We start from the raw sequence: 22809 nt of genomic DNA, 5'->3' as shown, positions 1-22809 counted from the left end.
CACCCCGATCCGCCGAAGAAGACCGACGAAAGTCCGCCGATGTACGAACTGTCCCGGGTCCGCCTCTACTCCATCGGGCCGGCCGGCGCGCGCTACGCCGACACCGTGCTGGACCTGCGCGGCGTCGGCGAGCCCGTGCCCGACCCCGCGCCCACGCAGGCGGAGTTCTTCGAGGAGGAGCCGGTCGGCCCGCCGCGCCGGCCCGCCCCCGCCGGCGTGCTCTTCCTGGAGAACGGCGGCGGCAAGTCCGTCCTGCTGAAGCTGATCTTCTCCGTGATGCTGCCGGGCCACCGCAACACCCTGGGCGGCGCCAGCTCCGGAGTGCTGCGCAAGTTCCTGCTCGCCGACGACTGCGGGCACGTGGCCCTGGAGTGGCAGCACACGCTGACCGGCGAGTGCGTCGTGGTCGGCAAGGCCAGCGAGTGGCGCGGCCGCCAGGTCTCGGGCGACCCGCGCAAGTTCGCCGAGGCCTGGTACTCCTTCAGGCCCGGCCCCGGACTCACCCTGGACAACCTGCCGGTCGCCGAGTCCACCGCGGTACGGCCCCCCGTCGAGGGCGTCTCGGGCGCGCGCGGCCGGCGCCGCACGATGAAGGGCTTCCGGGACGCGCTCACGGAGGCGGGCAAGGCGTACCCGCATCTGGAGGTTCACTGGGAGGAGATCCACGACCGCTGGAACGAGCACCTCACCGACCTCGGCCTCGACCCCGAACTCTTCCGCTACCAGCGGGAGATGAACGCCGACGAGGGCGAGGCCGCCGGGCTGTTCGCGGTCAAGAAGGACTCCGACTTCACCGACCTGCTGCTGCGCGCCGTCACCGACACCCGGGACACCGACGGACTCGCCGACCTGGTCAGCGGCTTCGGCAACAAACTCGGCCGGCGCGCCGAACTGATCGCCGAACGCGACTTCACGGCCGGGTCGGTGGACCTGCTCGGCCGGATCGTCGAGGCCGCCGAGACCCGTGCCCGCGCGCGGGACGTCCACGCGGGCGCCGAACGGCGCACCCGTACGCTCGCCCGGCGGCTGTCCGCGCGCGGTACGCGGGAGCGGGTGCGCGCCGCGGACCTCGCCCAGCGCGTCACCGCCGCCGCGTACGCCGTCACGCACGCCGAGGGCGCCCGCGAGCGGGCCGCGCTGGTCGCCGCCGAACTCGCCTACCGGCACGCCTCGCTGGCCCTCGCGGGCGCCGAGAAGACGGCGGCCGCGCAGAAGCGCGAGCTGGCCGACGCGCGCACACTGCACGCCGCGTGGCAGGCCGCCGAGGCCGTACTGCGCCACCGCGCCGCCGCCGACCGCTCCGCGCGCGTGGCCGTCGCCATCCGCGAGGCCGAACGGGACGCGGCGCCCGCCCTCGCCGCCCGCGCCAAGGCGGCCGTCGACCTCGTACGAGCGCTGCGCTCGGCCGCCGACGGCGCCGAGAACCTCGCCAACGAGGAGGAGGAGCGCTCGGCCGCGCTCCAGGAGACGGGCGAGGCGGCCCACCGGGACGCCACCGCGGCGGCCACCGAGGCGCAGCGCGCGCGCAGCGAGGCCGGACATCTGCGCCAGCGGCTGACGGAGGTCGAGCAGGAGACCGCCGAGGCGGTCCGCGCGGGCTGGCTCGACGACAGTGCCCCCGACGCCGACCCGGCCCGCGCCGCGCTCGCCGCGAGCGACGCCGAGAAGACGGCGGTCGCGGCGTGGGACACCGCCCGCGAGGCCGCCCGCAGGGCCACGGAGCACGCGCGGGAGGCAGCCTCGGCCGAGTCCCGCGCGGAGCTGACGGCGGCCCGCTCGGCCGACGCGGCGACGGCCGCCACGCGCGCGTACGAGGCCGAGCGCAGGCTCGCCGAGTCCCTGGCGCTCGAGGAGCGCCTCACGGAACTCCTCGGCCTCCCGGCAACGAGCCCGGCGAAGGGCCCGTCGCCGGCAGGCCGGCCCGGGGTACCGGGCCCGAGGACGGGCACCGGGGCCCCGGCCGGCAACCGGAACGCCGCCCGGGGCGCGGCCCCGGGCGGCGAGCGGACGGTGACCGGAGACGAGGGCGACGAGGCGGCAGCCGGGGGCGCGGGCGGCACCTCCGCCGGTGCCGCGTCCGACGCCGGCTCCGGTGCCTGGGGCGAGGCCGCCGGGGGTGCCAGGGCCGAAGCCGGACCACCGGCCGGGACAGGCCCGGGCGCCCCCGCCGGAGCGGCTTCCGCAGCCGATCTCGGTGTCCGGGCCGACGAGGGCGCCGCTGGCACGCGGGCCGAGGCTGGCACGCGGGCCGAGGCTGGCACGTGGGCCGAGGCCGGGCCCCCGGCTGCGGCCGGTCCCGGTGGGAGCGGCGGAGCCGTCCGTACGGCCGTCGTCGAGACCGGGGGCGGTTCCGGGGCGGGCCCCGTCGAGGGCCCCGACGGCCGCGCCGAAGGCGGCCGCACGGTGGACGGTGACGCCGACGCCCTCGCCGGTTCCGGTTCCGGCCCCGCGCGCCCCCTCGCCGACGGTGGGCACCCCGCCCTCACCCCGGAACAACTCGACCGCTTCGCCGACGAGTTGCGGGAGCTGCTCGACGACGCCGTCTCCTTCGCCGAGCGGCAGCTGTTCGACCTGCGGACCGCCGCCGCCGACGACGCCCGCATCCTCGGCGCCCTCGGCGACGGCGGACTGCTGCCGCCCGGCCCCGACGTACTGGCCACCGTCGAGTTCCTCGGCGAGCACGGCATCCCCGCGCTGCCCGGCTGGCGCTACCTCGCCCAGGCGGTCGACCCCGCCGACCACGCGCGCGTGCTCGCCGCCCGGCCCGAACTCGTCGACGGGGTCGTCATCACCGACCCCGCCTCGCACGCCCGCGCCCGCGAGGCGCTCGGCGAGGCCGCGTTGCTGCCCCGCTCCGCCGTCGCGGTCGGCACCGCCGCCGCGCTGCTCGCCCCGACCCCGGCGCCCGGCGCGGAGGAGGGCGAGGTGTTCCTCGTCCCGCCGAACCCCGCCATGCACGACGAGCACGCCGCCGACGAGGAACGCCAGGCGCTGCGCGCCCGCGCCACCGGGCGCGACGAGGAGATCCGGGCGCTCGCCGCCCGCCTCGGCAAGGACCGCGAACTGGCCGCCCGGCTGGCGTCCTGGCGCACCGGCTGCCCGGCCGGCCGCCTCGCCGAACTGGCCGCGGCCGCCACCGAGGCCCGCGCGTTCGCCGAGGAGGCCGAGGCCGAACTCGCCGAGGCCCGCACGGCCCGCGCCGAGGCCGACGAGGCCGCCGCGGAGGCCACCGCCGTCCGGGACGAGCGTCAGGAGAGCGCCCAACGGGCGCGGCGCGCCGCCGACGCCCTCGCCGGACTCGCCTTCCGGCTCCGCGAACGCGCCGGCTGGCAGGCCAGGCTCCGTGAACTCGCCGACGAGGCCGTCGAGTCCGAGGCCCGCGCCCAGTCCTGCCTGGACCGCGCCCGCGCCGCCGACGAGGACCGCCGCGCCGCCCAGCGCGCGGCCGACGACGCCCGCCGCACCGCCCGCACCCTGCGCGCCGAGCGCGCCGAGATCGCCGGCGCCCCCGACGACGTACCGGAGGAGGACGGCGACGCGCCCGCGTCGTCGCTCCCCGCACTGCGCGAGGCATACCGGGCCGCCTCCCAGGTGTACGAGAAGGTCGGTGTCGGCGCCGATCTGCGGGCCGAGCAGGCGCGGGCGGAGAGCGAGGAGTCCGCCGCCCGCCGGGAACTGGACCGGCTCACCAACAAGGTGCGCACCCGCGCGGAACAGCTCCTCTCCTCCCCGGACGGCGCCGACGGGCCCTCCCGCCAGGCCGCCGCCGCCCGCGCCGAGGAACTGGTGCAGCTCCTGGAGACGCGGATGTCCACCGCCAGCGAGCAGCTCGGCCGGCTGCGCGGCGAGGCCGAACGGCACGCCCCGGAGGACGGCGAGGCGCACACCGAGCTGCCCGACGACCTCGTCCCCCGCGACGCCGAGCACGCCCAGGCCCTGCTGCGCACCGCCACCACCGAACTCGCCGCCCGCACCGGGGAACTGACCGGGGCGCGGGACGCCCACGCCGAACTCCTCGACGCCCACCGGGCCGCCGAGGACGCGGCCGGCGGCTTCGACGAGATCGCCGCGATGCTCCGCGACCTGCTGCGCGAGCACACCACCGACGAGGAACAGCCCGAACCCGAGCCCTACCCGGGCACCCTGGAGGAGGCCCGGCACTCGGCCGCCGAGGCCCGCCGCTCACTGCGCGGCTGCGCCGCCGACCTGTCCGCCGCCGAGGGCGCCGTCCGTGAGGCGAGCGACGTCCTCGTCCGGCACGCCAACTCCACGCGGTACGAGCAGGTCCGCACCCCGGCCCGGCAGCAGATCCGCGAACTGCCCGCCGCCGCGCTGCCGGAACACGCCCGGCGGTGGGCGGAGGCGTTCGCGCCCCGCCTGCGCGTGCTCACCGACGAACTCGCGCAGCTCGAACGCAACCGCGACTCCATCGTGGACCGGCTGCGCGGACTGGTGGAGTCCGCGCTCGCCACCCTGCGCTCCGCGCAGCGCCTGTCCCGGCTGCCCGAAGGGCTCGGCGAGTGGTCCGGGCAGGAGTTCCTCCGCATCCGCTTCGACGAACCCGACCAGGCCACGCTCACCGAACGGCTCGGCGAGGTCATCGACGAGGCCACCCGCGCCGCCGTCAAGAAGAACTCCGACCTGCGCCGGGACGGCATGTCCCTGCTGCTGCGCGGCGTCGGCGCGGCCCTGCGCCCCAGGGGCGTCGCCGTCGAGATCCTCAAGCCCGACGCGGTGCTGCGCGCCGAGCGCGTGCCCGTCGGACAGATGGGGGACGTCTTCTCCGGCGGTCAGCTGCTCACCGCCGCCATCGCGCTGTACTGCACGATGGCCGCGCTGCGCTCCAACGACCGGGGCCGCGACAAGCACCGGCACGCCGGCACCCTGTTCCTCGACAACCCCATCGGCCGCGCCAACGCCACCTATCTGCTGGAGCTCCAGCGGGCCGTCTCCGACGCGCTCGGTGTGCAGCTGCTGTACACCACCGGTCTGTTCGACACGACCGCGCTCGCCGAGTTCCCCCTGGTGATCCGGTTGCGCAACGATGCCGACCTGCGGGCGGGGCTGAAGTACATCAGCGTCGAGGAACACCTGCGCCCCGGACTGCCCCGGCCGACCGACCCGGACGAGGCGGTCCACAGCGAGATCACCGCCACCCGGATGTTCAGACGCCCGGCGCCGGACGCCCCGTCCGTGTGAGGGACGGCGGGCCGGTGAAGGAGCTCTCGTCCCTTCACCGGCCCGCCGCTCACCACGGGGCCCGCCGCCTCGGGGCGGCGCCCCGCCGTCGTCAGGGGTGCGACAACTGCCCCGCGCCGCCCCGCCGGCGTATGCGCTCCTGCGCCCGGGCGTCGGACCGCTCCCGGCGCCGGACACGGCGCCGCTCGCGCCGCAGCGCCCGGGCCGCCGCGCTCGGCGTGGACACCACGCCGTGGCGCTGGTTCCACACCTGCCGGGTCACCCACACGTCGAGCACGCCCCACGTCGCCAGGACCGTGCTGACCACGCTGCTCAGCACCATCGGGAAGGCCAGCCAGGAACCGGCCAGCGTGCACAGGAACGCCGTGACCGCCTGGACCAGCGTCACCGCGATGAGCAGCACCGCCCGCACGGCCGCCGTCCGCACCGGATCCGGCAGCCTGCGCCGCCGGGCCGGCTCCTCGACCCACAGCGGCGCACGGCGCGCGTACGCCTCCCGCTCGCCCGGGTCGTCGTCGGTGACGAACGCCTGCTCGTCGTCACCCTCGTCGCTGTCGTCGGCGAAGGCGAACTCCCGCTCGCCGTCGTCACCGAGGCCGTCCCCGGCGAGGCCGTCCTCCGTGAGGCTCGGATGACCGACGGCCCCGCCCGCGGGCGCCTCGCTCCGCTCCGCCGTCCCCATCAACTCGTCCTCCCCGCTGCCGCCCTGGCCGCCACACCGGTGTCGTCCGACACCCGTCTCCCAGCTGCTGCCCGGCTTGCACAGATTTACGCCGCCTGAGTGCGGCATACGGCAGCTGTGGCCGATTCCGCCCCCGATTTCCCTGTAGAAGAAGACGATCCAGGTTCCGTGAAGATTCCCGAAGAATCCCGCGGAAGAAAAATTTCGGCCAACTCGCCGACCTCCGAGGCCAGATCTCCCGGGTTCTCGCCCTCGGCGGTCCGGAGGCGAATATCCGTGCATGCCTCCCATGGGGGGACAACTCCCTCCGCCGCCTTCCCTCTTCGGCTCCCGGGCACACCTGTGGAGCTTCGGATTCTTCCCCTCGCAGTAGTAGGCTCACGCCGTTTGTTGACGCACATGTGTGCCCCCGTACGGAGAGGGGCCGGCTGGGGGAGGCCATGCGCTTTCGCGGGAAGTCCATCCGCCGGAAGATCGTGGCGCTGCTCCTGGTGCCGCTGCTGGCCCTGACGGCCGTCTGGGGCTACGCCTCGGTCCTCATGGGCCGCGAGGTGCTCCAGCTGTTCCACGTCTCCTCCGTCGTCGAGAAGATCGCCTACCCCACCGAGGACGCCGTCCGCGCCCTGGAGCAGGAGCGGCGGCAGACCCTCATCTACCTCGCCGACCCCCGCGCCTCCGACGCCGAGGGCGCACTGCGCCGCACCAGGATCGCCACGGACGACGCCATGGCCACGCTGCGCGGCAACGTCAAGAGCTCCGACGTGCGCGACGCGCTCGACACGGACGACTCCACCCACCTCACCACCGTGCTGGACGCCTTCAAGGGCGTCGGCTCGCTGCGCGAGAGCGTCGACGGCACCATCCTCACCCGGGCGCAGGCCCTCGACCTCTACAACCGTGTCGTCGACCCCTGCTACGCCATGCTCGCCACCCTCGACGTCGTCGACACCACGGAACTGGACAAGCAGTACCGCGCCCTCGTCAACGCCGCCCGCGCCCGCGAGCTCTTCTCCCGCGAGGACGCGCTGCTCGGCTCCTCCCTCGTCGCCGGCCGGGTCACCCGCGCCGAACTGCGGGACATCTCCCAGCTGATCGCCCAGCGCTCCGCCGTGTACGAGGTCAGCATGGACCAGCTGCCCCTCGACGAACGCGACCGCTACGACAGCTTCTGGCAGGGCGCTCCCACCGCCCCGCTGCGCGAGGCCGAGAAGTTCGTCCTCAACACGGACCCCGAGGAAATGCCCCCGGGCGTCACCGCCAAGAGCTGGGACGCCATCGGCGACCGCGTCCTCGAACAGCTCGCCACGCTCGACGACGCCGCCACCGACCGCTACCAGGACCGGGTCCACCCGGCCGCCGTCAACACCATCACCGAGGCCGCCGTCGTGGGCGTCCTCGGCCTGGTCGCCCTGCTGTTCTCCCTCGTGCTCTCCGTCCGCGTCGGCCGCGGCCTCGTGCGCGACCTGCGCCGGCTGCGCCAGGAGGCCCACGAGGCGTCCGGCGTACGGCTCCCCGGCGTGCTGCGCCGGCTCTCGGCGGGCGAACAGGTCGACGTCGAGACCGAGGCGCCCCGCCTGGAGTACGACAAGAACGAGATCGGCGAGGTCGGCCAGGCCCTCAACACCCTCCAGCGGGCCGCCGTCGAGGGCGCCGTCAGACAGGCCGAACTGCGCGCCGGCATCTCCGAGGTCTTCGTCAACCTCGCCCGCCGCAGCCAGGTCCTGCTGCACAAGCAGCTGACCCTGCTCGACACCATGGAACGCCGGACCGAGGACACCGACGAACTCGCCGACCTGTTCCGCCTGGACCACCTCACCACGCGCATGCGCCGCCACGCCGAGGGCCTGGTCATCCTCTCCGGGGCCGCGCCCTCCAGGCAGTGGCGCAAACCCATCCAGCTCATGGACGTCGTCCGCGCCGCCGTCGCCGAGGTCGAGGACTACGAGCGCATCGAGGTGCGCCGGCTTCCCCGGGTCGCCGTGACCGGGCCCGCCGTGGCCGACCTCACCCACCTGGTGGCCGAACTCCTGGAGAACGCGACCGTGTTCTCGCCCCCGCACACCGCGGTCCAGGTGATCGGCGAACGCGTCCCCAACGGCTTCACCCTGGAGATCCACGACCGGGGTCTGGGCATGGCCGCCGAGGCCCTCCTCGACGCCAATCTGCGGCTCGCCGAGACCCCGGAGTTCGAACTCTCCGACACCGACCGGCTCGGCCTGTTCGTCGTCAGCCGGCTCGCTCAGCGGCAGAACATCCGCGTCTCCCTCCAGCCGTCCCCGTACGGCGGGATCACCGCGGTCGTCCTCATCCCGGACACCCTGCTCACCGACGAGATCCCCGACACCAACGGCACCGGCTTCCGCCTGGACCGGTTGTCCGGCAAGAAGGCCAGGGGTACGGCGGGCCGGGACGCGGCGTTCGGCGGGGTGCCGGGCGACCGGCCCGGCCTGCCCGCGCCGGTCCTGGACGGGCCCGTCGAACTCGAGGCCCCCGTCGACCTGGACGCGCTCGCGGGCTTCCCCGACGCCCTCGCCGGGGACGACGGCCACCGCGGGCTGTTCGGGCCCCGCAGATCCCTCACCGGCGTGCCCGACGAGCAGCACGCCCGCGACGCCCGCGACGGATCCGGCCGCCACGAGGACCCCACCCGCTCCGACGGCCCCGTACCGCTGCCGCGCCGTCAGGCGCCCAAGCTCGTCAGCTCGCACGGCCGCCCCGTGCCGGACGGCCGCGCACGGCGCGGCGGATGGGACGAGGCCCCCTCGGAGGCCCGCGCACACGGCGAGAACGACGGCCGGACGGGCGCCGCGGGCACCGACGGCCGGGCCACGGACCGGCGGCCCGGCGACCGCCGGGACGCCGGGCTTCCCCACGACGGACGCGAAGACTCCGGGCGTCCCCACGACGACCGGCGGACGTCCGGCACGGGTGCCGCGCACCCCGCGCCCGGCACCCGGAACCCCACCCCCCGCATCGCCCCCGCGACCGGCCAGGCAGAATCGGGTGCGGGCCCGCTGCCCCGGCGCGTACGCCAGGCCAGCCTCGCCCCGCAACTGAGGCAGGGCCCCGACACCCGGCCCGGCGGCACGGACGCGGCGGACCCCGCCGACCGCGACGCGGACGAGGTCCGCAGCCGGATGGCCTCGCTCCAGCGGGGCTGGCAGCGCGGCCGCCACGAGAACGCCGCCGGTGACGAGGGACCGGACGGCTCGGCACGAGGAACGACAGAGGGGGACGGTCGATGACCGCACCGAAGGACGCAGGCGCCCACCGGACCGGCACGCCCGGCGAGCTGAACTGGCTCCTGGACGACCTGGTCGACCGGGTCGCCAGCATCCGCAAGGCGATCGTGCTCTCCGGCGACGGCCTGCCCACCGGGGTGTCCACGGACCTGAGCCGGGAGGACAGCGAGCACCTGGCCGCCGTCGCCTCCGGATTCCACAGCCTCGCCAAGGGCGTCGGCCGCCACTTCGAGGCGGGCAGCGTCCGCCAGACCGTGGTGGAACTCGACGAGGCCTTCCTGTTCGTCACGGCCGCGGGCGACGGCAGCTGCCTGGCCGTCCTCGCGGACGCGGACGCGGACATGGGGCAGGTCGCCTACGAGATGACGCTGCTGGTCAAGCGGGTCGGCACCCATCTCGGCGCCGCCCCGCGCACCGATCTGCCCGCCGGCGGGTAGTGACAGGACATGAACCCCGAGGGACAGGGACCCGGACAGGGACAGGGAAACGGCCACTGGTTCGACGACGACGCCGGACCGGTGGTCCGTCCGTACGCCATGACCCGCGGCCGCACCAGCCATGCGGGCCAGCACCGCCTCGACCTGATCGCGCTCGTGCTCGCGGAGCCGGGCGCCGACGACGCCGGGGCGGAGTCCCTGTCCCCGGAACACCTGGACATCGTCGCGCTCTGCCGCGACACCCCGCAGTCGGTCGCGGAGCTCGCCGCCGGGCTCGACCTGCCGATCGGCGTCGTACGGGTCCTGATCGGCGACCTCGTGGACGAGGAACTCGTCCATGTGTCACGGCCCGTGCCCCCGGCCGAACTGGTCGACGAAAGCATTCTGCGCGACGTGATCAACGGTCTCCGAGCGCTGTGAAGCGCTTACCGGACCGGCACGGGTCCCCGCGGGCCCCCGTCGCGTGCCACCGCACGAGCACCACGCGACACCGAACGAGCAGGAAAAGAGACAAGCGATGATCTTCGGGCGCCCTGAGCGCGGCACGCCGCCGGTCGAGCCCGTCACGCTCAAGATCCTCGTGGCCGGCGGCTTCGGGGCGGGCAAGACCACCCTGGTCGGCGCGGTCAGCGAGATCAGACCGCTGCGCACCGAGGAACTCCTCACCGAGGCGGGCCGCCCCGTCGACGACCTCCGGGGCGTCGAGGGCAAGCACACCACCACCGTCGCCATGGACTTCGGCCGCATCACGCTCCGCGAGAACCTGGTGCTGTACCTGTTCGGCACGCCCGGTCAGGACCGCTTCTGGTTCCTCTGGGACGAGCTCGCCACCGGGGCGCTGGGCGCGGTCGTCCTCGCCGACACCAGCCGCCTGGAGGACTGCTTCGCCGCCGTCGACTACTTCGAGCGGCGCGCCATCCCCTTCGTCGTGGGCGTCAACTGCTTCGACGGGGCCGCCCGCTACCCGGCGGACACCGTACGGCAGGCGCTCGACCTCGACCCCGCGGTCCCCCTGGTGCTGTGCGACGCCCGGGAGCGGGAGTCGGTCAAGGAGGTCCTCGTGGAGGTCGTCCAGCACGCGATGGCCCGTGCTGCGGACCGCCGGGCGGTCGCCCTCTGAGGCACGTGTCCTCTGAGGCACGCCGACTGAGGCACGCCCGACTGAGTCACGCACGCGTACGCGCGCGCGTGGCGGATGACGGCCTCCACGCGCGCGTGGAGGCCGTCCGCGCTCAGCTCCCGCCGCCCCGCTCCTCCCAGCCGAAGCTCTTCTCCACCGCCCTGCGCCAGTTGCGGTACTCGCGGTCCCGCACCGCGTCCTCCATGCCGGGCGTCCACTCGGTGTCCTTCTCCCAGTGCGCCTTCAGCTCGTCGAGGCTGTTCCACACGCCCGTCGCGAGGCCGGCGGCGTACGCGGCGCCCAGACAGGTCGTCTCGGAGATCCTGGGCCGGATCACCGGGACGCCGAGCACGTCCGCCTGGTGCTGCATCAGCAGATTGTTCGCGGTCATGCCGCCGTCCACCTTCAGGGTGTTGATCCGCACCCCGGAGTCCTGGTACATCGCGTCCACGACCTCGCGCGTCTGCCAGCTCGTCGCCTCCAGGACCGCCCGCGCGAGGTGCGCCTTGGTGACGTACCGGGTCAGTCCGGTGACCACCCCGCGTGCGTCCGAACGCCAGTACGGGGCGAACAGCCCGGAGAAGGCGGGCACGATGTAGGCCCCGCCGTTGTCCTCCACGCTCGCCGCCAGCGACTCGATCTCGTCGGCGCTGCGGATGATCCCGAGCTGGTCGCGGAACCACTGCACCAGCGCCCCGGTGATCGCGATCGACCCCTCCAGGCAGTAGACCGGCGCCTCGTCGCCGATCTTGTACCCCATGGTCGTCAGCAGCCCGTTCTTGGACGGCACGGGCCGCTCGCCGGTGTTGAGCAGCAGGAAGCTGCCGGTGCCGTAGGTGTTCTTGGCGCTGCCGACGTCGTAGCAGGCCTGTCCGAAGACGGCCGCCTGCTGGTCGCCCAGCGCGGAGGCGACGGGGACGCCGGCGAGCTGGCCCACGGCGGTGCCGTACACCTCGGAGGAGGACCGGATCTCCGGCAGGACGGCCTCGGGGACGTGCATGGCGGCGCAGATCGCGGGGTCCCACTGGAGGGTCCGCAGATCCATCAGCATGGTGCGGCAGGCGTTGGTGACGTCCGTGACGTGCCGTCCGCCGTCGGGGCCGCCGGTGAGGTTCCAGATCAGCCAGGAGTCCATGGTGCCGAACGCGATCTCGCCGCGCTCGGCCCGGTCCCGCAGCCCCGGCACGTTGTCCAGCAGCCAGGCCGCCTTGGGGCCGGAGAAATAGCTGGCCAGGGGCAGCCCGGTCTGCTCGCGGAAACGGTCCTGCCCGTCCGCGCCGCCCAGTTCGTCGCAGAGCGCGGCCGTCCGGGTGTCCTGCCAGACGATCGCGTTGTGCACGGGTTTGCCGGTGGCGCGGTCCCAGAGCAGCGTCGTCTCGCGCTGGTTGGTGATGCCCAGGGCGCTGAGCTGGTCGGCGCGCAGTCCGGCCTTGGCGAGCGCGCCCGCCACCACGGCCTGCACCTTGGACCAGATCTCGGTGGCGTCGTGCTCCACCCAGCCGGGCCGGGGGAAGATCTGGCGGTGCTCGCGCTGGTCGACGGCGACGATCGCGCCGTCACCGTCGAAGACGATGCAACGGCTCGATGTCGTGCCCTGGTCGATCGCGGCGACGTACGTGCGGGCGGTGTCCGGCATGGCTTACCCCTTGGTCGCTCGGTTCGAGAAGTGCGCAGAGAGGTGCGGGTCCGAGGTCGCGCGGCGGTCCGGCTGCCTTCGGGAAGTGTTCACCGGTGCTCCTGGGGCGTCAAGGCGGCGGACGAGAACGGCGGAACGCCGGAACGCATGGTGCGAAAAGCGGATGAAACGTACACGGTCCATTCTGGGGCCGTAACCGGCGATCCCGCTCCTCGCGCCGGCGGCTCCGCCGGAGCGCGCGCCGACAGACCGTCGGCACACAGGCCGGTCGCCTGCCGGTACACGGGCCGGTTGCCCGCCGGCACACAGGCCGGTCGCCTGTCGGTACGCGGCCCGTTCGCCTGTCGGTACGCGGCTCGTTCGCCCGTCCGCGACCCCGGGATTTCGGACACGGGACGAAAACCGTCGGCCCGCGGAGAACCGTGCGCGGCCCGGCGGCGTCCGAGACAGCACGAGGGATGGCCGGGGCCGACGGGGGTGGTTCCGGCCATCCCTCCCTCATTCCGCCGCCGGTGCCCGAAGATCTGGTAGACGCAGGGTGCATGACATCTCTCCCACGCACGGTCCGCACCCTCGTCACCACCCTGACCGCGCTCCTCGCGTTCGGCACCGCCGCCGCCCCGGCCCGGGCCACCCCCGAACCCCAGGCACCGGCCGACTTCGTGGCCCTGGACAGCGTCGACCCGACCATCCTCGAGGAAATCCGCTACGCCACCCCGCACAACTTCGTCGGGGAGCCCGTCGACGGCTACGCACAGCCCCTGTGCCTCCTCACCCGCCCCGCCGCCGAGGCCCTGCACCGGGCGCAGAACCGCCTGCGGCGGCAGGGCTACACCCTCAAGGTCTACGACTGCTACCGGCCGCAGCGCGCCGTGGACCACTTCGTCCGCTGGGCCGAGGACCTCGACGACCAGAGGATGAAGACCGAGTTCTATCCCCAGGTCGACAAGACGCGGCTGTTCGACGACGGGTACATCGCCGAGAAGTCCGGCCACAGCCGCGGCTCCACCATGGACCTCACCCTCGTCAGGCTGCCCGCCGAGCCGACGCGCCCCTATGTGCCGGGAGAACCCCTGGTGCCCTGCTACGCCCCCAAGGGAGAGCGTTTCCCCGACAACTCCGTGGACATGGGCACCGGCTACGACTGCTTCGACACCCTCGCCCACACCGACGACCCCCGCGTCACCGGCGCCCCGCGTGCCCACCGGCAACTGCTGAAGAGCACCCTGGAGAGCCTCGGTTTCGTCAACCTCGCCGAGGAGTGGTGGCACTACACGTACCAGCCGGAGCCCTACCCCGACACCTACTTCGACTTCCCGGTCTCCCGCGCCTCCCTGCCCGGGACGCGCTGACGCACGCCCCCCAGGGCGCCCGCCGAAGGCCGCCGTGTCCGGACCGCAGACGTCCGCCCGGTGATCGGCTACAGTCCGCGGCGTGCCCGCCTCATCACACCGCCCGTCCGTCGCGCCGCGCCCGGACTCCCACTGTTCGAGCTGCGGCGCGCCCTACGGCGAGGACGTCTCCGGCCGGCCGCGCACCTGCGCCCGCTGCGGCACCGTGGCGTACCGCAACCCGCTGCCCGTCGCGGTGGCGCTCCAGCCCGCGTACGACACCCAGGGCACCGGTCTGGTCGTCATCACCCGCGCCATCGCGCCGGCCCGGGGCGGCACCGCCCTGCCCGGTGGCTTCGTCGACCACCGGGAGGACTGGCGGCACGCCGTCGTCCGCGAGCTCAAGGAGGAGACCGGCATCGACGTGGCGGACCGCGAGGTACGGCTCGCCGACGCGATGAGCTCTCCCGACGGCCACCTGCTGCTCTTCGGACTCCTGCCCGAACGCCCGGCCGCCGACCTGCCGCCCTCCGCCCGCACGGACGAGACGGAGGGATGGCAGCTCCTGCGCCGGCCGGCCGACCTGGCGTTCCCGCTGCACACCCTGGCCGTCCGCGCCTGGTTCGAGGGCCGGTACGTCTGAGCGGCCCCGAGCCCGTTTCGTCCGCTCAGGCGTCCACCAGCCCCCGCACACGGACGGGATACGGCGGTTCGCCCTCCGCCCCGTGCCGCCGTACGACGACCCGCGCGCCCTGGCGCCGTGCCACGTACCGCTCGAGCCGCGGTTCGTCCGGACCCTCGGCCGCGTCCGGCACGACCACACCGCCCCCGGTGCGCCCGCGCCCCGGCGCCCAGACCTCCAGCTCCACGCCCCCGTCCGCGCCCCGTACCGGCAGCACCGCGCCCGCGCGCGCGAGCACCGGGATGCGCGACAGGGGAGCGTCCACCACGGCCCGCCCCGGCCCCTCGTACGCCCGCCCCGTCGCCGTGTCGTACCAGCGTCCCCGGGGCAGCCGCACCGTACGCCGGTCCGCGCCCGGCTCCAGCACCGGCGCGACCAGGAGGCAGTCACCGAGCAGGAACGCGTCCTCGCAGTCGCGCAGCTCCCGGTCCTCCGGCGCGCCCCACCACAGCGGCCGCACAGAGGGCGCCCCGGTACGGCGCGCGAGGTGCGCCAGCGTCATGAGGTACGGCAGCAGCCGACGCCGTTCGAGCAGCGCCACGCGCGCGTGCTCCAGCGTTTCCGCGCCGAGCGCCCAGAACTCGTCACGGGGCCCGGAGCGCGTACGGAACAGCGGCAGGTACGCGCCCAGCTGGAGCCGGCGCACGGACAGCTCCGCCGACCGGTCGCCGTCGTCGCCACCGACGTCCGTGCCGGAGAAGGGCACCCCCGACAGCCCGAGGCCCAGCACCCGCGACAGCGCCGCCCGCAGTCCGGACCAGCCGTCCGCCGGTTCACCGGACCAGACGCCCCCGTACCGCTGCGTCCCGGCCCAGCCCGACCGCGACACCACGAGCGGCCGTTCCCCGGGTGCCAGGGCCGTCAGCGACTCGTGGGCCGCCCGCGCCATGCAGAGCCCGTACACGTTGTGGGCCTCCCGGTGGTCGCCGCCGCGCCCCTCCAGCGCGTGCCGGGCCGACCGGGGCAGCGTGTTCTCCCCGAAGGCGGCGAACGACACCGGCTCGTCCCCCTCGTGCCAGAACCCCGCGAAGCCCCGTTCGAGACGCTCCCCGTAGTGCGCGCCCCACCACGCGCGCACCCGCGCGTGCGTGAAGTCCGGGAACACCGCCTCCCCGGGCCGCGCGAGGCCCCCGACGGTCCGCCCCGCGGCGTCCCGCACGAACACGTCCCCGTCGCCGCCGCCGTCGAAGACCGCGTACCCCGGCTCGGCCCGCACCGCCGGATCGACGAAGGACACCAGCCGGATGCCGTCCCGGCGCAGCTCCTCCGCGAGCACCGGCAGCTTCGGGAACCGCTCCTGGTCGACGGTGAACACCCGGCTCCGGTCGGCGTGACCGGCGCCCAGATGCACGGCGTCCAGCGGCAGCCCGCGCTCCTGGAACCCTGCGACGATCCGCCGCACCTCCTGCTCGCCGGCGTCCTCCCGGGGCGCGTGATGGTGCCCCAGCGCCCAGGCGGGCGGCAGCGCCGGCGCACCCGTCAGCGACGCCCAGACGTGCAGCACGCGCGCGGGGGACCCCACCACCACCCAGCAGCGCAAGGGGCCGCCCTCCATGCGCAGCTCGCACGTCGAGGGCCGGTCGTGCCCCGAACCGGCACCCTCCTCGCCCTCCGCCAGCGTCACGGCACCGTCCCAGGTCGCATCGTGGAACACCAGGTGCGTGCCCGCGTCGGCCACCACGAGCTGCACCGGCAGCGTCAGCTGCGGCGCACCGCCACCGGGGGAGGACGGCCGCCCCGGATCCGTGTTCCACAGCCGGTACGGCCCGCCCCGCAGCCGGGGCCCGTCCGCCCGCGCGCCGAGCCCGAAGAACCGGGCGTCCGGCGCCGTCTCCGCGCGCTGCGTCCAGCGCGCCGGACCGCCGCCGACCGGCTCCCACCAGCGGGGCGGCAGATCCCGCCGCAGCGTCACCCCGCCCGGCGTGCGCACCTCGACGGCGCCGAACCGCGACACCACGACCGTGACCCGCTCCGCCACCACCCGCCAGCCGCCGTCCTTGTCCGGCTCGAGCACCGCCCTCGGATCCGGCTCGGGGCAGCCGCCCGCCAGCGCGTACGACGGCTCAGGGCCCGCCCCGTCCCACGCCCAGAACACCGCCCCGTTCGGTGCCACCGCGATGCGCAGTTCCGAACGCGCGAACCGGATCACCCCGCCCCCGGGCCCCGGCTCCGCCTCGCGCACCGCACCGGGCACCCGCGCCCGCTCGGCACCCCGCCGCGGCAGCCCGACCGCGTCCGCACGCCTCCGGCGCCACGCCGCCCGCACCGTACGCAACCCCTGCGCCGCACCCCCCGAACCGAACACCCTCACCGAACGCACCAGGTCACGACCGTCCATGCTGCTCACCCTGCCATCACCGGCGCCGCACATCTAAGCCGTTCAACTGCCGTTCACCAGCACTGCGGTCACATGTTCACGTTGCAGACCATCGAAGGCGCACCCTGGTGCGGAAGTCGATCACATGGCATCGTCCGTGTCACCGCGTGCCGCGCACCCCACCCGTGCACGACCGCGCACACGACGCGCACAGCCCGGGAGCCGCCCCATGACCTCAGCGCACCCCTCGCCGCTCTGGCGACCCGACGAGGAACGCATCGCCCAGGCCCGGATCACCGCCTTCCAGTCCTGGGCGGCCACCCACCACGCCGCCCCCGCCGACGGCGGCTACGCGGCCCTGCACCGCTGGTCCGTGGCCGAACCCGAGGCCTTCTGGAAGGCCGTCACCGAGTGGTTCGACGTACGGTTCGGCACGCCCTACGCGCGCGTGCTGGGCGACCGCGCCATGCCCGGCGCCCAGTGGTTCCCGGAGGGCCGGCTCAACTACGCCGAGCACGCCCTGCGCGCGGCCGCCACCCGCCCGGACGAACCCGCCATCCTGGCCGTCGACGAGACCCACGAGCCCCGCCCCGTCACCTGGGCCGAACTGCGCCGCCGGGTCGGCTCCCTCGCCGCCGAACTGCGCGCCCTCGGCGTACGCCCCGGGGACCGCGTCAGCGGCTACCTGCCCAACATCCCCGAGGCCGCCGTCGCCCTCCTGGCCACCGCCGCCGTCGGCGCCGTCTGGACCTCCTGCGCCCCCGACTTCGGCGCCCGCAGCGTCCTGGACCGCTTCCAGCAGGTCGAACCCGTCGTCCTGTTCACCGTCGACGGCTACCGCTACGGCGGCAAGGAGCACGACCGCCGCGAGACCGTGGCCGAACTCCGCCGCGAACTGCCCACCCTGCGCGCCGTCGTCCACATCCCGCTGCTCGGCACACAAGCCCCCGAGGGCGCCCTGGACTGGGCGGCCCTGACCGCCGCCGACGTCGAACCGGAGTTCGCACAGGTCCCCTTCGACCACCCCCTCTGGGTGCTCTACTCCTCCGGCACCACCGGCCTGCCCAAGGCGATCGTCCAGTCCCAGGGCGGCATCCTCGTCGAGCACCTCAAACAACTCGGCCTGCACTGCGACCTCGGCCCCGAGGACGTGTTCTTCTGGTACACGTCCACCGGCTGGATGATGTGGAACTTCCTCGTCTCCGGCCTGCTGACCGGCACCACGATCGTCCTGTACGACGGCAGCCCCGGACACCCCGCCATCGACGCCCAGTGGCAGGTCGCCGAACGCACCGGCGCCACCCTCTACGGCACCTCCGCCGCCTACGTCATGGCCTGCCGCAAGGCCGGCGCGCACCCCGCGCGCGACCACGACCTCTCCCGCGTCCAGTGCGTCGCCACCACCGGCTCGCCCCTGCCGCCGGACGGCTTCCGCTGGCTCCACGACGAGTTCGCCGACAGCGGCGCCGACCTGTGGATCGCCTCCGTCAGCGGCGGCACCGACGTCTGCTCCTGCTTCGCCGGCGCCGTCCCGACGCTCCCGGTGTACATCGGCGAACTCCAGGCGCCCTGCCTCGGCACCGACCTCCAGTCCTGGGACCCGGCCGGCGAACCCCTGGTCGACGAGGTCGGCGAACTGGTCGTCACCAACCCGATGCCGTCCATGCCCATCCGCTTCTGGAACGACCCCGACGGCAGCCGGTACCTCGACAGCTACTTCTCCGTCTACCCCGGCGTCTGGCGCCACGGCGACTGGATCACGCTCACCTCCCGCGGCTCCGTGATCATCCACGGCCGCTCCGACTCCACGCTCAACCGCCAGGGCGTCCGCATGGGCTCGGCCGACATCTACGAGGCCGTCGAACGCCTGCCCGAGATCCGGGAATCCCTCGTCCTCGGTATCGAACAGCCCGACGGCGGCTACTGGATGCCCCTCTTCGTCCACCTCGCCCCCGGCGCGGTGCTCGACGAGAACCTGCTCAACCGCATCAAGAAGACCATCCGGGAGCAGCTCTCCCCGCGCCACGTGCCCGACGAGATCATCGAGGTCCCCGGCGTCCCGCACACCCTCACCGGCAAGCGCATCGAAGTCCCGGTCAAGCGTCTGCTCCAGGGCACCCCGCTGGAGAAGGCGGTCAACCCCGGCTCGATCGACAACCTCGACCTGCTGCACTTCTACGAGGAACTGGCCCGCAAGCGCGCCTGACCACACTCCGTCCCCGGCCGGGCGGCCGCGATCCCGCGCCCGCCCGGACCCCTTCACAGCCCTGAGCTGCGCAGACGGTCCGGCAGACAGGCATTGTCAGTGCCGCCCGTTACTGTGAGTGAGCATTGATCGACCGTGCTCACACGCGCCGCACACCGGCGCGCCGCACCGCGCACCACAGGGGGAATCATGGGGGAGACCCGCACCGAGACCATGCGCCGCGTCCTGCGCCGCGAGATCGCCGGAACCATCGGCCTGCTCACCGACGAAGAGGACTTCGGCGCGATGCGCCGCTACCGCACCTTCGCCTTCGAAGACCACACCACCTACCTGCGCCAGGTGGAAATCCTGCTCCGCACCCTCGCCGACCAGGGCAGCCACACCACCGTCGCCCTCTTCGACCCCGAGGACTACGCCGTCTACTGCGCCGAACACGGCCTGGAACCCGACGCCCCGGCCAGCCGCACCCGCTACACCGCCCGGCTCGCCCTGACCGGCCCCGCCATCCCGTACGACGGACAACCCCTGTCCGACCTCGTCCCGCACCTCGTCGACGAAGCCGTACGCCAGGCCACCTGGGAGTACGCCGCCACCGCCCTGGCCGCCCTCGGCCCCTGCGCCGGCTGCGGCGAGGACATCGGACGCGCGGCCCTGGCCCACGCCTCCGCCCTGCTCACCCGCGTCCTCGGCACCCCGGCCCCCGGCGGACGCCACCTCGTGTGCAGCGTCGCCACCCACCCCGAAGCCCTCGTCGCCGTCCTCCGCACCGAGGACGGCCCCGACGGCACCCCCCGGCTCGACGACACCGAAGCGCTCGAATTCACCACCGTGCTCGCCCTCGGCCTCGCCACCGACAGCCCCGGCGGGCTGGTCGTACGCGACAGCACCCCCGGCACACCCGACCGGGTCTACGGCTGGCGGCTGCGCGCCGGCGGCCTGGCACCGCTGACCGCCGCCGAGGTCTTCGACGCGTACTGTACCGACGCCGCTTCCGGCGATCTCCATTCCCCGGAGTCCGGCGTCGACTACTGCGCGCCACCGGACCTCGGCGACACCGGCCATCCCGGCCACCCCCACTGATCACCGGAGACACCAGGGGCGCCCCACCCGACGGGTGGAGCGCCCCTGAACTCCGCGACGTGGCACGGCATACCGTGCCACGCACCTACTCCCCGGACAGCACCGCCTGGGCGGCCTCCCGCGCCTCCTCGGCGCTGTCCGCCGCCCGCGCCGCCGACGCCGCACGCTCGCACTGGGCCAGCGTGTACTTCGCCAGCGTCGCCCGCACATAGGGCAGCGACGCCGCACCCATCGACAAGGAGGTGACACCCAGACCGGTCAGCACACAGGCGAGCAGCGAATCCGACGCCGCCTCACCGCAGACGCCACAGCTCCTGCCCTCGGCCCTCGCCGCCTCGGCCGCCAGCGCGACCAGGTCGAGCAGCGCGGGCTGCCACGGGTCCTGCAACCGGGAGACGGCACCCACCTGCCGGTCGGCCGCGAACGTGTACTGCGCCAGGTCGTTCGTGCCCAGCGACAGGAACTCGACCTCCTGCAAAATCGACCGCGCCCGCAGCGCGGCCGACGGGATCTCCACCATCGCCCCGAACTTGGCCCGCAGACCGGCGGCACGGCAGGCCTCGGCGAACGCCCTGGCATCGGTGCGGTCCGCGACCATCGGCGCCATGACCTCCAGGTGCACCGGAAGCCCCTCGGCGGCCTTGGCCAGCGCGGCCAGCTGCGTGCGCAGCACCTCGGGGTGGTCGAGGAGGGTGCGCAGACCCCGCACGCCCAGCGCCGGGTTCGGTTCGTCCGCCGGGGTCAGGAAGTCCAGCGGCTTGTCGGCACCGGCGTCGAGCACCCGCACCACGACCCGGCCCTCCGGGAAGGCTTCCAAAACCTGGCGGTAGGCCTCGACCTGCTTCTCCTCCGACGGCGCCTTCTTGCTGTCGTCCAGGAAGAGGAACTCGGTACGGAACAGACCGACACCCTCGGCCCCGGCCTCCACCGCCGCCGGCACGTCCGCGGGCCCGCCCACATTGGCGAGCAGCGGCACCCGGTGACCGTCGGAGGTGGCACCCGGCCCGGTCGACGCGGCCAGCGCCGCCCGCCGCTCGGCCGCCGCGGCCTCCAACTGCGCCTTCTTCTCCTCGCCGGGCTCCACGAAGATCTCACCGGTGCTGCCGTCCACGGCGATCACCGTGCCCTCCGCCAGCTCACCCGCGCCCGGGAGCGCCACCACGGCGGGCACGCCCAGCGCGCGGGCGAGAATGGCGCTGTGGCTGGTCGGCCCGCCCTCCTCGGTCACGAAACCGAGCACCAGCGTCGGGTCGAGGAGCGCGGTGTCGGCCGGCGCCAGATCCCGCGCGATCAGGACGTAGGGCTGGTCGCTGTCCGGGACGCCCGGCATCGGAACACCCAGCAGCCGCGCGACGATCCGGTTGCGCACGTCGTCGAGGTCGGCGACCCGGCCCGCCAGATACTCACCCGCACCGGCCAGCAGCGCACGGTACGAGGCGAAGGCGTCGTACACCGCCCGCTCGGCCGTGCTGCCGACGGCGATCCTGCGCTCCACGTCGGCCATCAGCTCGGGGTCCTGGGCCATCAGGGCCTGGGCCTCCAGCACGGCCTGGGCCTCGCCCCCCGCCAGATTCCCGCGCGCGTTGAGATCCGCCGCGACGGCTTCCACCGCCTGACGGGCGCGCCCCTGCTCGCGCTCCGCCTCCTCCGCCGGTATCTGCTTGGCCGGCGGCTCCAGCACCGCCGTCCCCATGTGCCGTACCTCGCCGATCGCCACACCGTGGCTCACACCGACGCCTCGCAGCGTTGTCTCCATCTCACCCGTCTCCGCTCGTGCGGCGGGTCCACCGCCGCGATGATCCTTGCTCCCGTGCCGCCAGGGACGGCACCGACGTCACTGCCAGGCGAACAGCTGCTCGCCGGCCTTCACGTCACCGCTCTCCCGGACGTCCGAGAGGGACTCCGCCGTGGCCTCCAGCGCCACGACCGGGCACACCGGGGACTTCCCGGCCGCCTCCACGGCCGCCGGGTTCCACCGGACGACGGCCTGGCCGCGCGTCACGGTGTCCCCCTTGTTGACGAGCAGCTCGAAACCCTCGCCGTTGAGCTGCACGGTGTCGATGCCCAGATGGGTCAGGACTCCGTGTCCGTCCGCGTCGACCACGACGAAGGCGTGCGGGTGCAGGGAGACGACGACGCCGTCGACGGGAGCGACCGCTTCCGAGGGCTCGCGCACGGGATCGATCGCGGTGCCGGGTCCCACCATCGCCTGGGAGAAAACGGGATCGGGTACTGCGACGAGTCCGATCGCACGCCCTGCGAGAGGGGACGTCACGGTGGTCATGGGGGGCCTCCCGGGGGGTGGAGATGCACAAGAACCGCAGGTCCGCCGAGGCTGGAGCATCCAGGCACGGCGGGCCGGTCAGCAGCGTATGTCATGGGAAGTACGGGTTCCGCAGCAGACGTACGGGTTGGCGCCCGTAGGAGGGCAGCGCAATCGATTTGCGTCCCCTCCGCGGATCGCTGTAGAGTCGTACTCCTGCTCGGGGCGATGTGGTGCGGCCAAGCACCCTCACTCGGCAGCAACCAACTCTCCAGATCCTATCCCGGGGTCGCTTCCTGCGTGCTCGCAGGGCAGTGGTCAGAAGCCCGGAAAAACGCTGGTAGAGTGGGAAACACCGAAGGGAAGCAAGGAAGCGTCCGTTCCTTGAGAACTCAACAGCGTGCCAAAAGTCAACGCCAGATATGTTGATACCCCGTCTCCAGCATCTGCTGGGGCGAGGTTCCTTTGAAGAATACACAGCGAGGACGCTGTGAACGGCTGGGCTTATTCCGCCTGGCTGTTCCGCTCTCGTGTGTGTGGTCCCGATTACGGGAAAACATTCACGGAGAGTTTGATCCTGGCTCAGGACGAACGCTGGCGGCGTGCTTAACACA

The 22809-nt window shown here is 74.0% G+C and carries 14 protein-coding genes; 9 read left to right on the top strand and 5 right to left on the bottom strand.

Going from position 1 to position 22809, the window contains the following annotated elements:
• The first annotated feature begins 39 nt into the window (after nt 1-39).
• Nucleotides 40-5199, top strand: a complete 5160-nt coding sequence (locus tag IO29_RS19415; protein WP_030380792.1) for a coiled-coil domain-containing protein — start codon at nt 40-42, stop codon at nt 5197-5199.
• Between the two features lie 91 nt (nt 5200-5290).
• On the opposite strand, the gene IO29_RS19410 is transcribed toward IO29_RS19415, so the two are convergent.
• Complete coding sequence (locus tag IO29_RS19410; RefSeq protein ID WP_030380791.1) at nt 5291-5881, bottom strand: hypothetical protein; 591 nt, start codon at nt 5879-5881, stop codon at nt 5291-5293.
• A gap of 440 nt (nt 5882-6321) precedes the next feature.
• Between IO29_RS19410 and IO29_RS19405 the strand changes: the two genes are divergently transcribed.
• From IO29_RS19405 to IO29_RS19390, 4 genes are all read left to right on the top strand, one after another.
• Complete coding sequence (locus IO29_RS19405; protein ID WP_030380790.1) at nt 6322-9126, top strand: sensor histidine kinase; 2805 nt, start codon at nt 6322-6324, stop codon at nt 9124-9126.
• Nucleotides 9123-9560: a roadblock/LC7 domain-containing protein gene (locus tag IO29_RS19400; protein ID WP_030380789.1), complete on the top strand. Its 438-nt coding sequence runs from the start codon at nt 9123-9125 to the stop codon at nt 9558-9560. The genes IO29_RS19405 and IO29_RS19400 overlap by 4 nt, the downstream gene beginning before the upstream one ends.
• A gap of 9 nt (nt 9561-9569) precedes the next feature.
• On the top strand, nt 9570-9980 hold the full coding sequence (locus IO29_RS19395; protein WP_030380788.1) for a DUF742 domain-containing protein: 411 nt from the start codon (nt 9570-9572) through the stop codon (nt 9978-9980).
• 97 nt (nt 9981-10077) lie between these two features.
• The gene (locus tag IO29_RS19390) at nt 10078-10680 is read left to right on the top strand and encodes a GTP-binding protein (RefSeq protein WP_030380787.1); all 603 of its coding nucleotides are present in this window, start codon (nt 10078-10080) and stop codon (nt 10678-10680) included.
• Between the two features lie 112 nt (nt 10681-10792).
• Here IO29_RS19390 and glpK read toward each other — a convergent pair whose 3' ends face one another.
• Nucleotides 10793-12316 (bottom strand): glycerol kinase GlpK, encoded by a 1524-nt coding sequence (gene glpK, locus IO29_RS19385; RefSeq protein ID WP_030380786.1) that lies wholly within the window; start codon nt 12314-12316, stop codon nt 10793-10795.
• Nucleotides 12317-12858: 542 nt separating this feature from the next.
• Here glpK and IO29_RS19380 point away from each other — a divergent pair.
• Together IO29_RS19380 and IO29_RS19375 are read left to right on the top strand one after the other, a co-directional pair.
• Entirely contained in the window at nt 12859-13668 is an 810-nt protein-coding gene (locus IO29_RS19380; protein ID WP_030380785.1) for a M15 family metallopeptidase, read from the top strand.
• Between the two features lie 82 nt (nt 13669-13750).
• Complete coding sequence (locus tag IO29_RS19375) at nt 13751-14290, top strand: NUDIX domain-containing protein (protein ID WP_030380784.1); 540 nt, start codon at nt 13751-13753, stop codon at nt 14288-14290.
• A gap of 25 nt (nt 14291-14315) precedes the next feature.
• Here the strand turns inward: IO29_RS19375 and IO29_RS19370 are convergent, their stop codons facing one another.
• Nucleotides 14316-16667: a glycoside hydrolase family 31 protein gene (locus tag IO29_RS19370; RefSeq protein WP_030380783.1), complete on the bottom strand. Its 2352-nt coding sequence runs from the start codon at nt 16665-16667 to the stop codon at nt 14316-14318.
• A 208-nt stretch (nt 16668-16875) separates the two neighbouring features.
• On the opposite strand from IO29_RS19370, the gene IO29_RS19365 reads away from it, so the two are divergent.
• Together IO29_RS19365 and IO29_RS19360 are read left to right on the top strand one after the other, a co-directional pair.
• Nucleotides 16876-18852, top strand: coding sequence for an acetoacetate--CoA ligase (locus tag IO29_RS19365; RefSeq protein ID WP_030380782.1), 1977 nt, complete (start codon nt 16876-16878; stop codon nt 18850-18852).
• A gap of 189 nt (nt 18853-19041) precedes the next feature.
• Nucleotides 19042-19932: a hypothetical protein gene (locus IO29_RS19360; RefSeq protein ID WP_030380781.1), complete on the top strand. Its 891-nt coding sequence runs from the start codon at nt 19042-19044 to the stop codon at nt 19930-19932.
• An 85-nt stretch (nt 19933-20017) separates the two neighbouring features.
• Here the strand turns inward: IO29_RS19360 and ptsP are convergent, their stop codons facing one another.
• Both ptsP and IO29_RS19350 read right to left on the bottom strand, forming a co-directional pair.
• Nucleotides 20018-21688, bottom strand: a complete 1671-nt coding sequence (ptsP, locus tag IO29_RS19355) for a phosphoenolpyruvate--protein phosphotransferase (protein WP_030380780.1) — start codon at nt 21686-21688, stop codon at nt 20018-20020.
• A 78-nt stretch (nt 21689-21766) separates the two neighbouring features.
• Nucleotides 21767-22216 (bottom strand): PTS sugar transporter subunit IIA, encoded by a 450-nt coding sequence (locus IO29_RS19350; RefSeq protein ID WP_030380779.1) that lies wholly within the window; start codon nt 22214-22216, stop codon nt 21767-21769.
• Nucleotides 22217-22809 lie beyond the last annotated feature (593 nt).

The organism is Streptomyces sp. NRRL F-6676 (assembly GCF_000725625.1).
In the GTDB taxonomy this organism is placed as follows: domain Bacteria; phylum Actinomycetota; class Actinomycetes; order Streptomycetales; family Streptomycetaceae; genus Streptomyces.
This window is presented reverse-complemented; position numbering and strand designations above follow the sequence as displayed.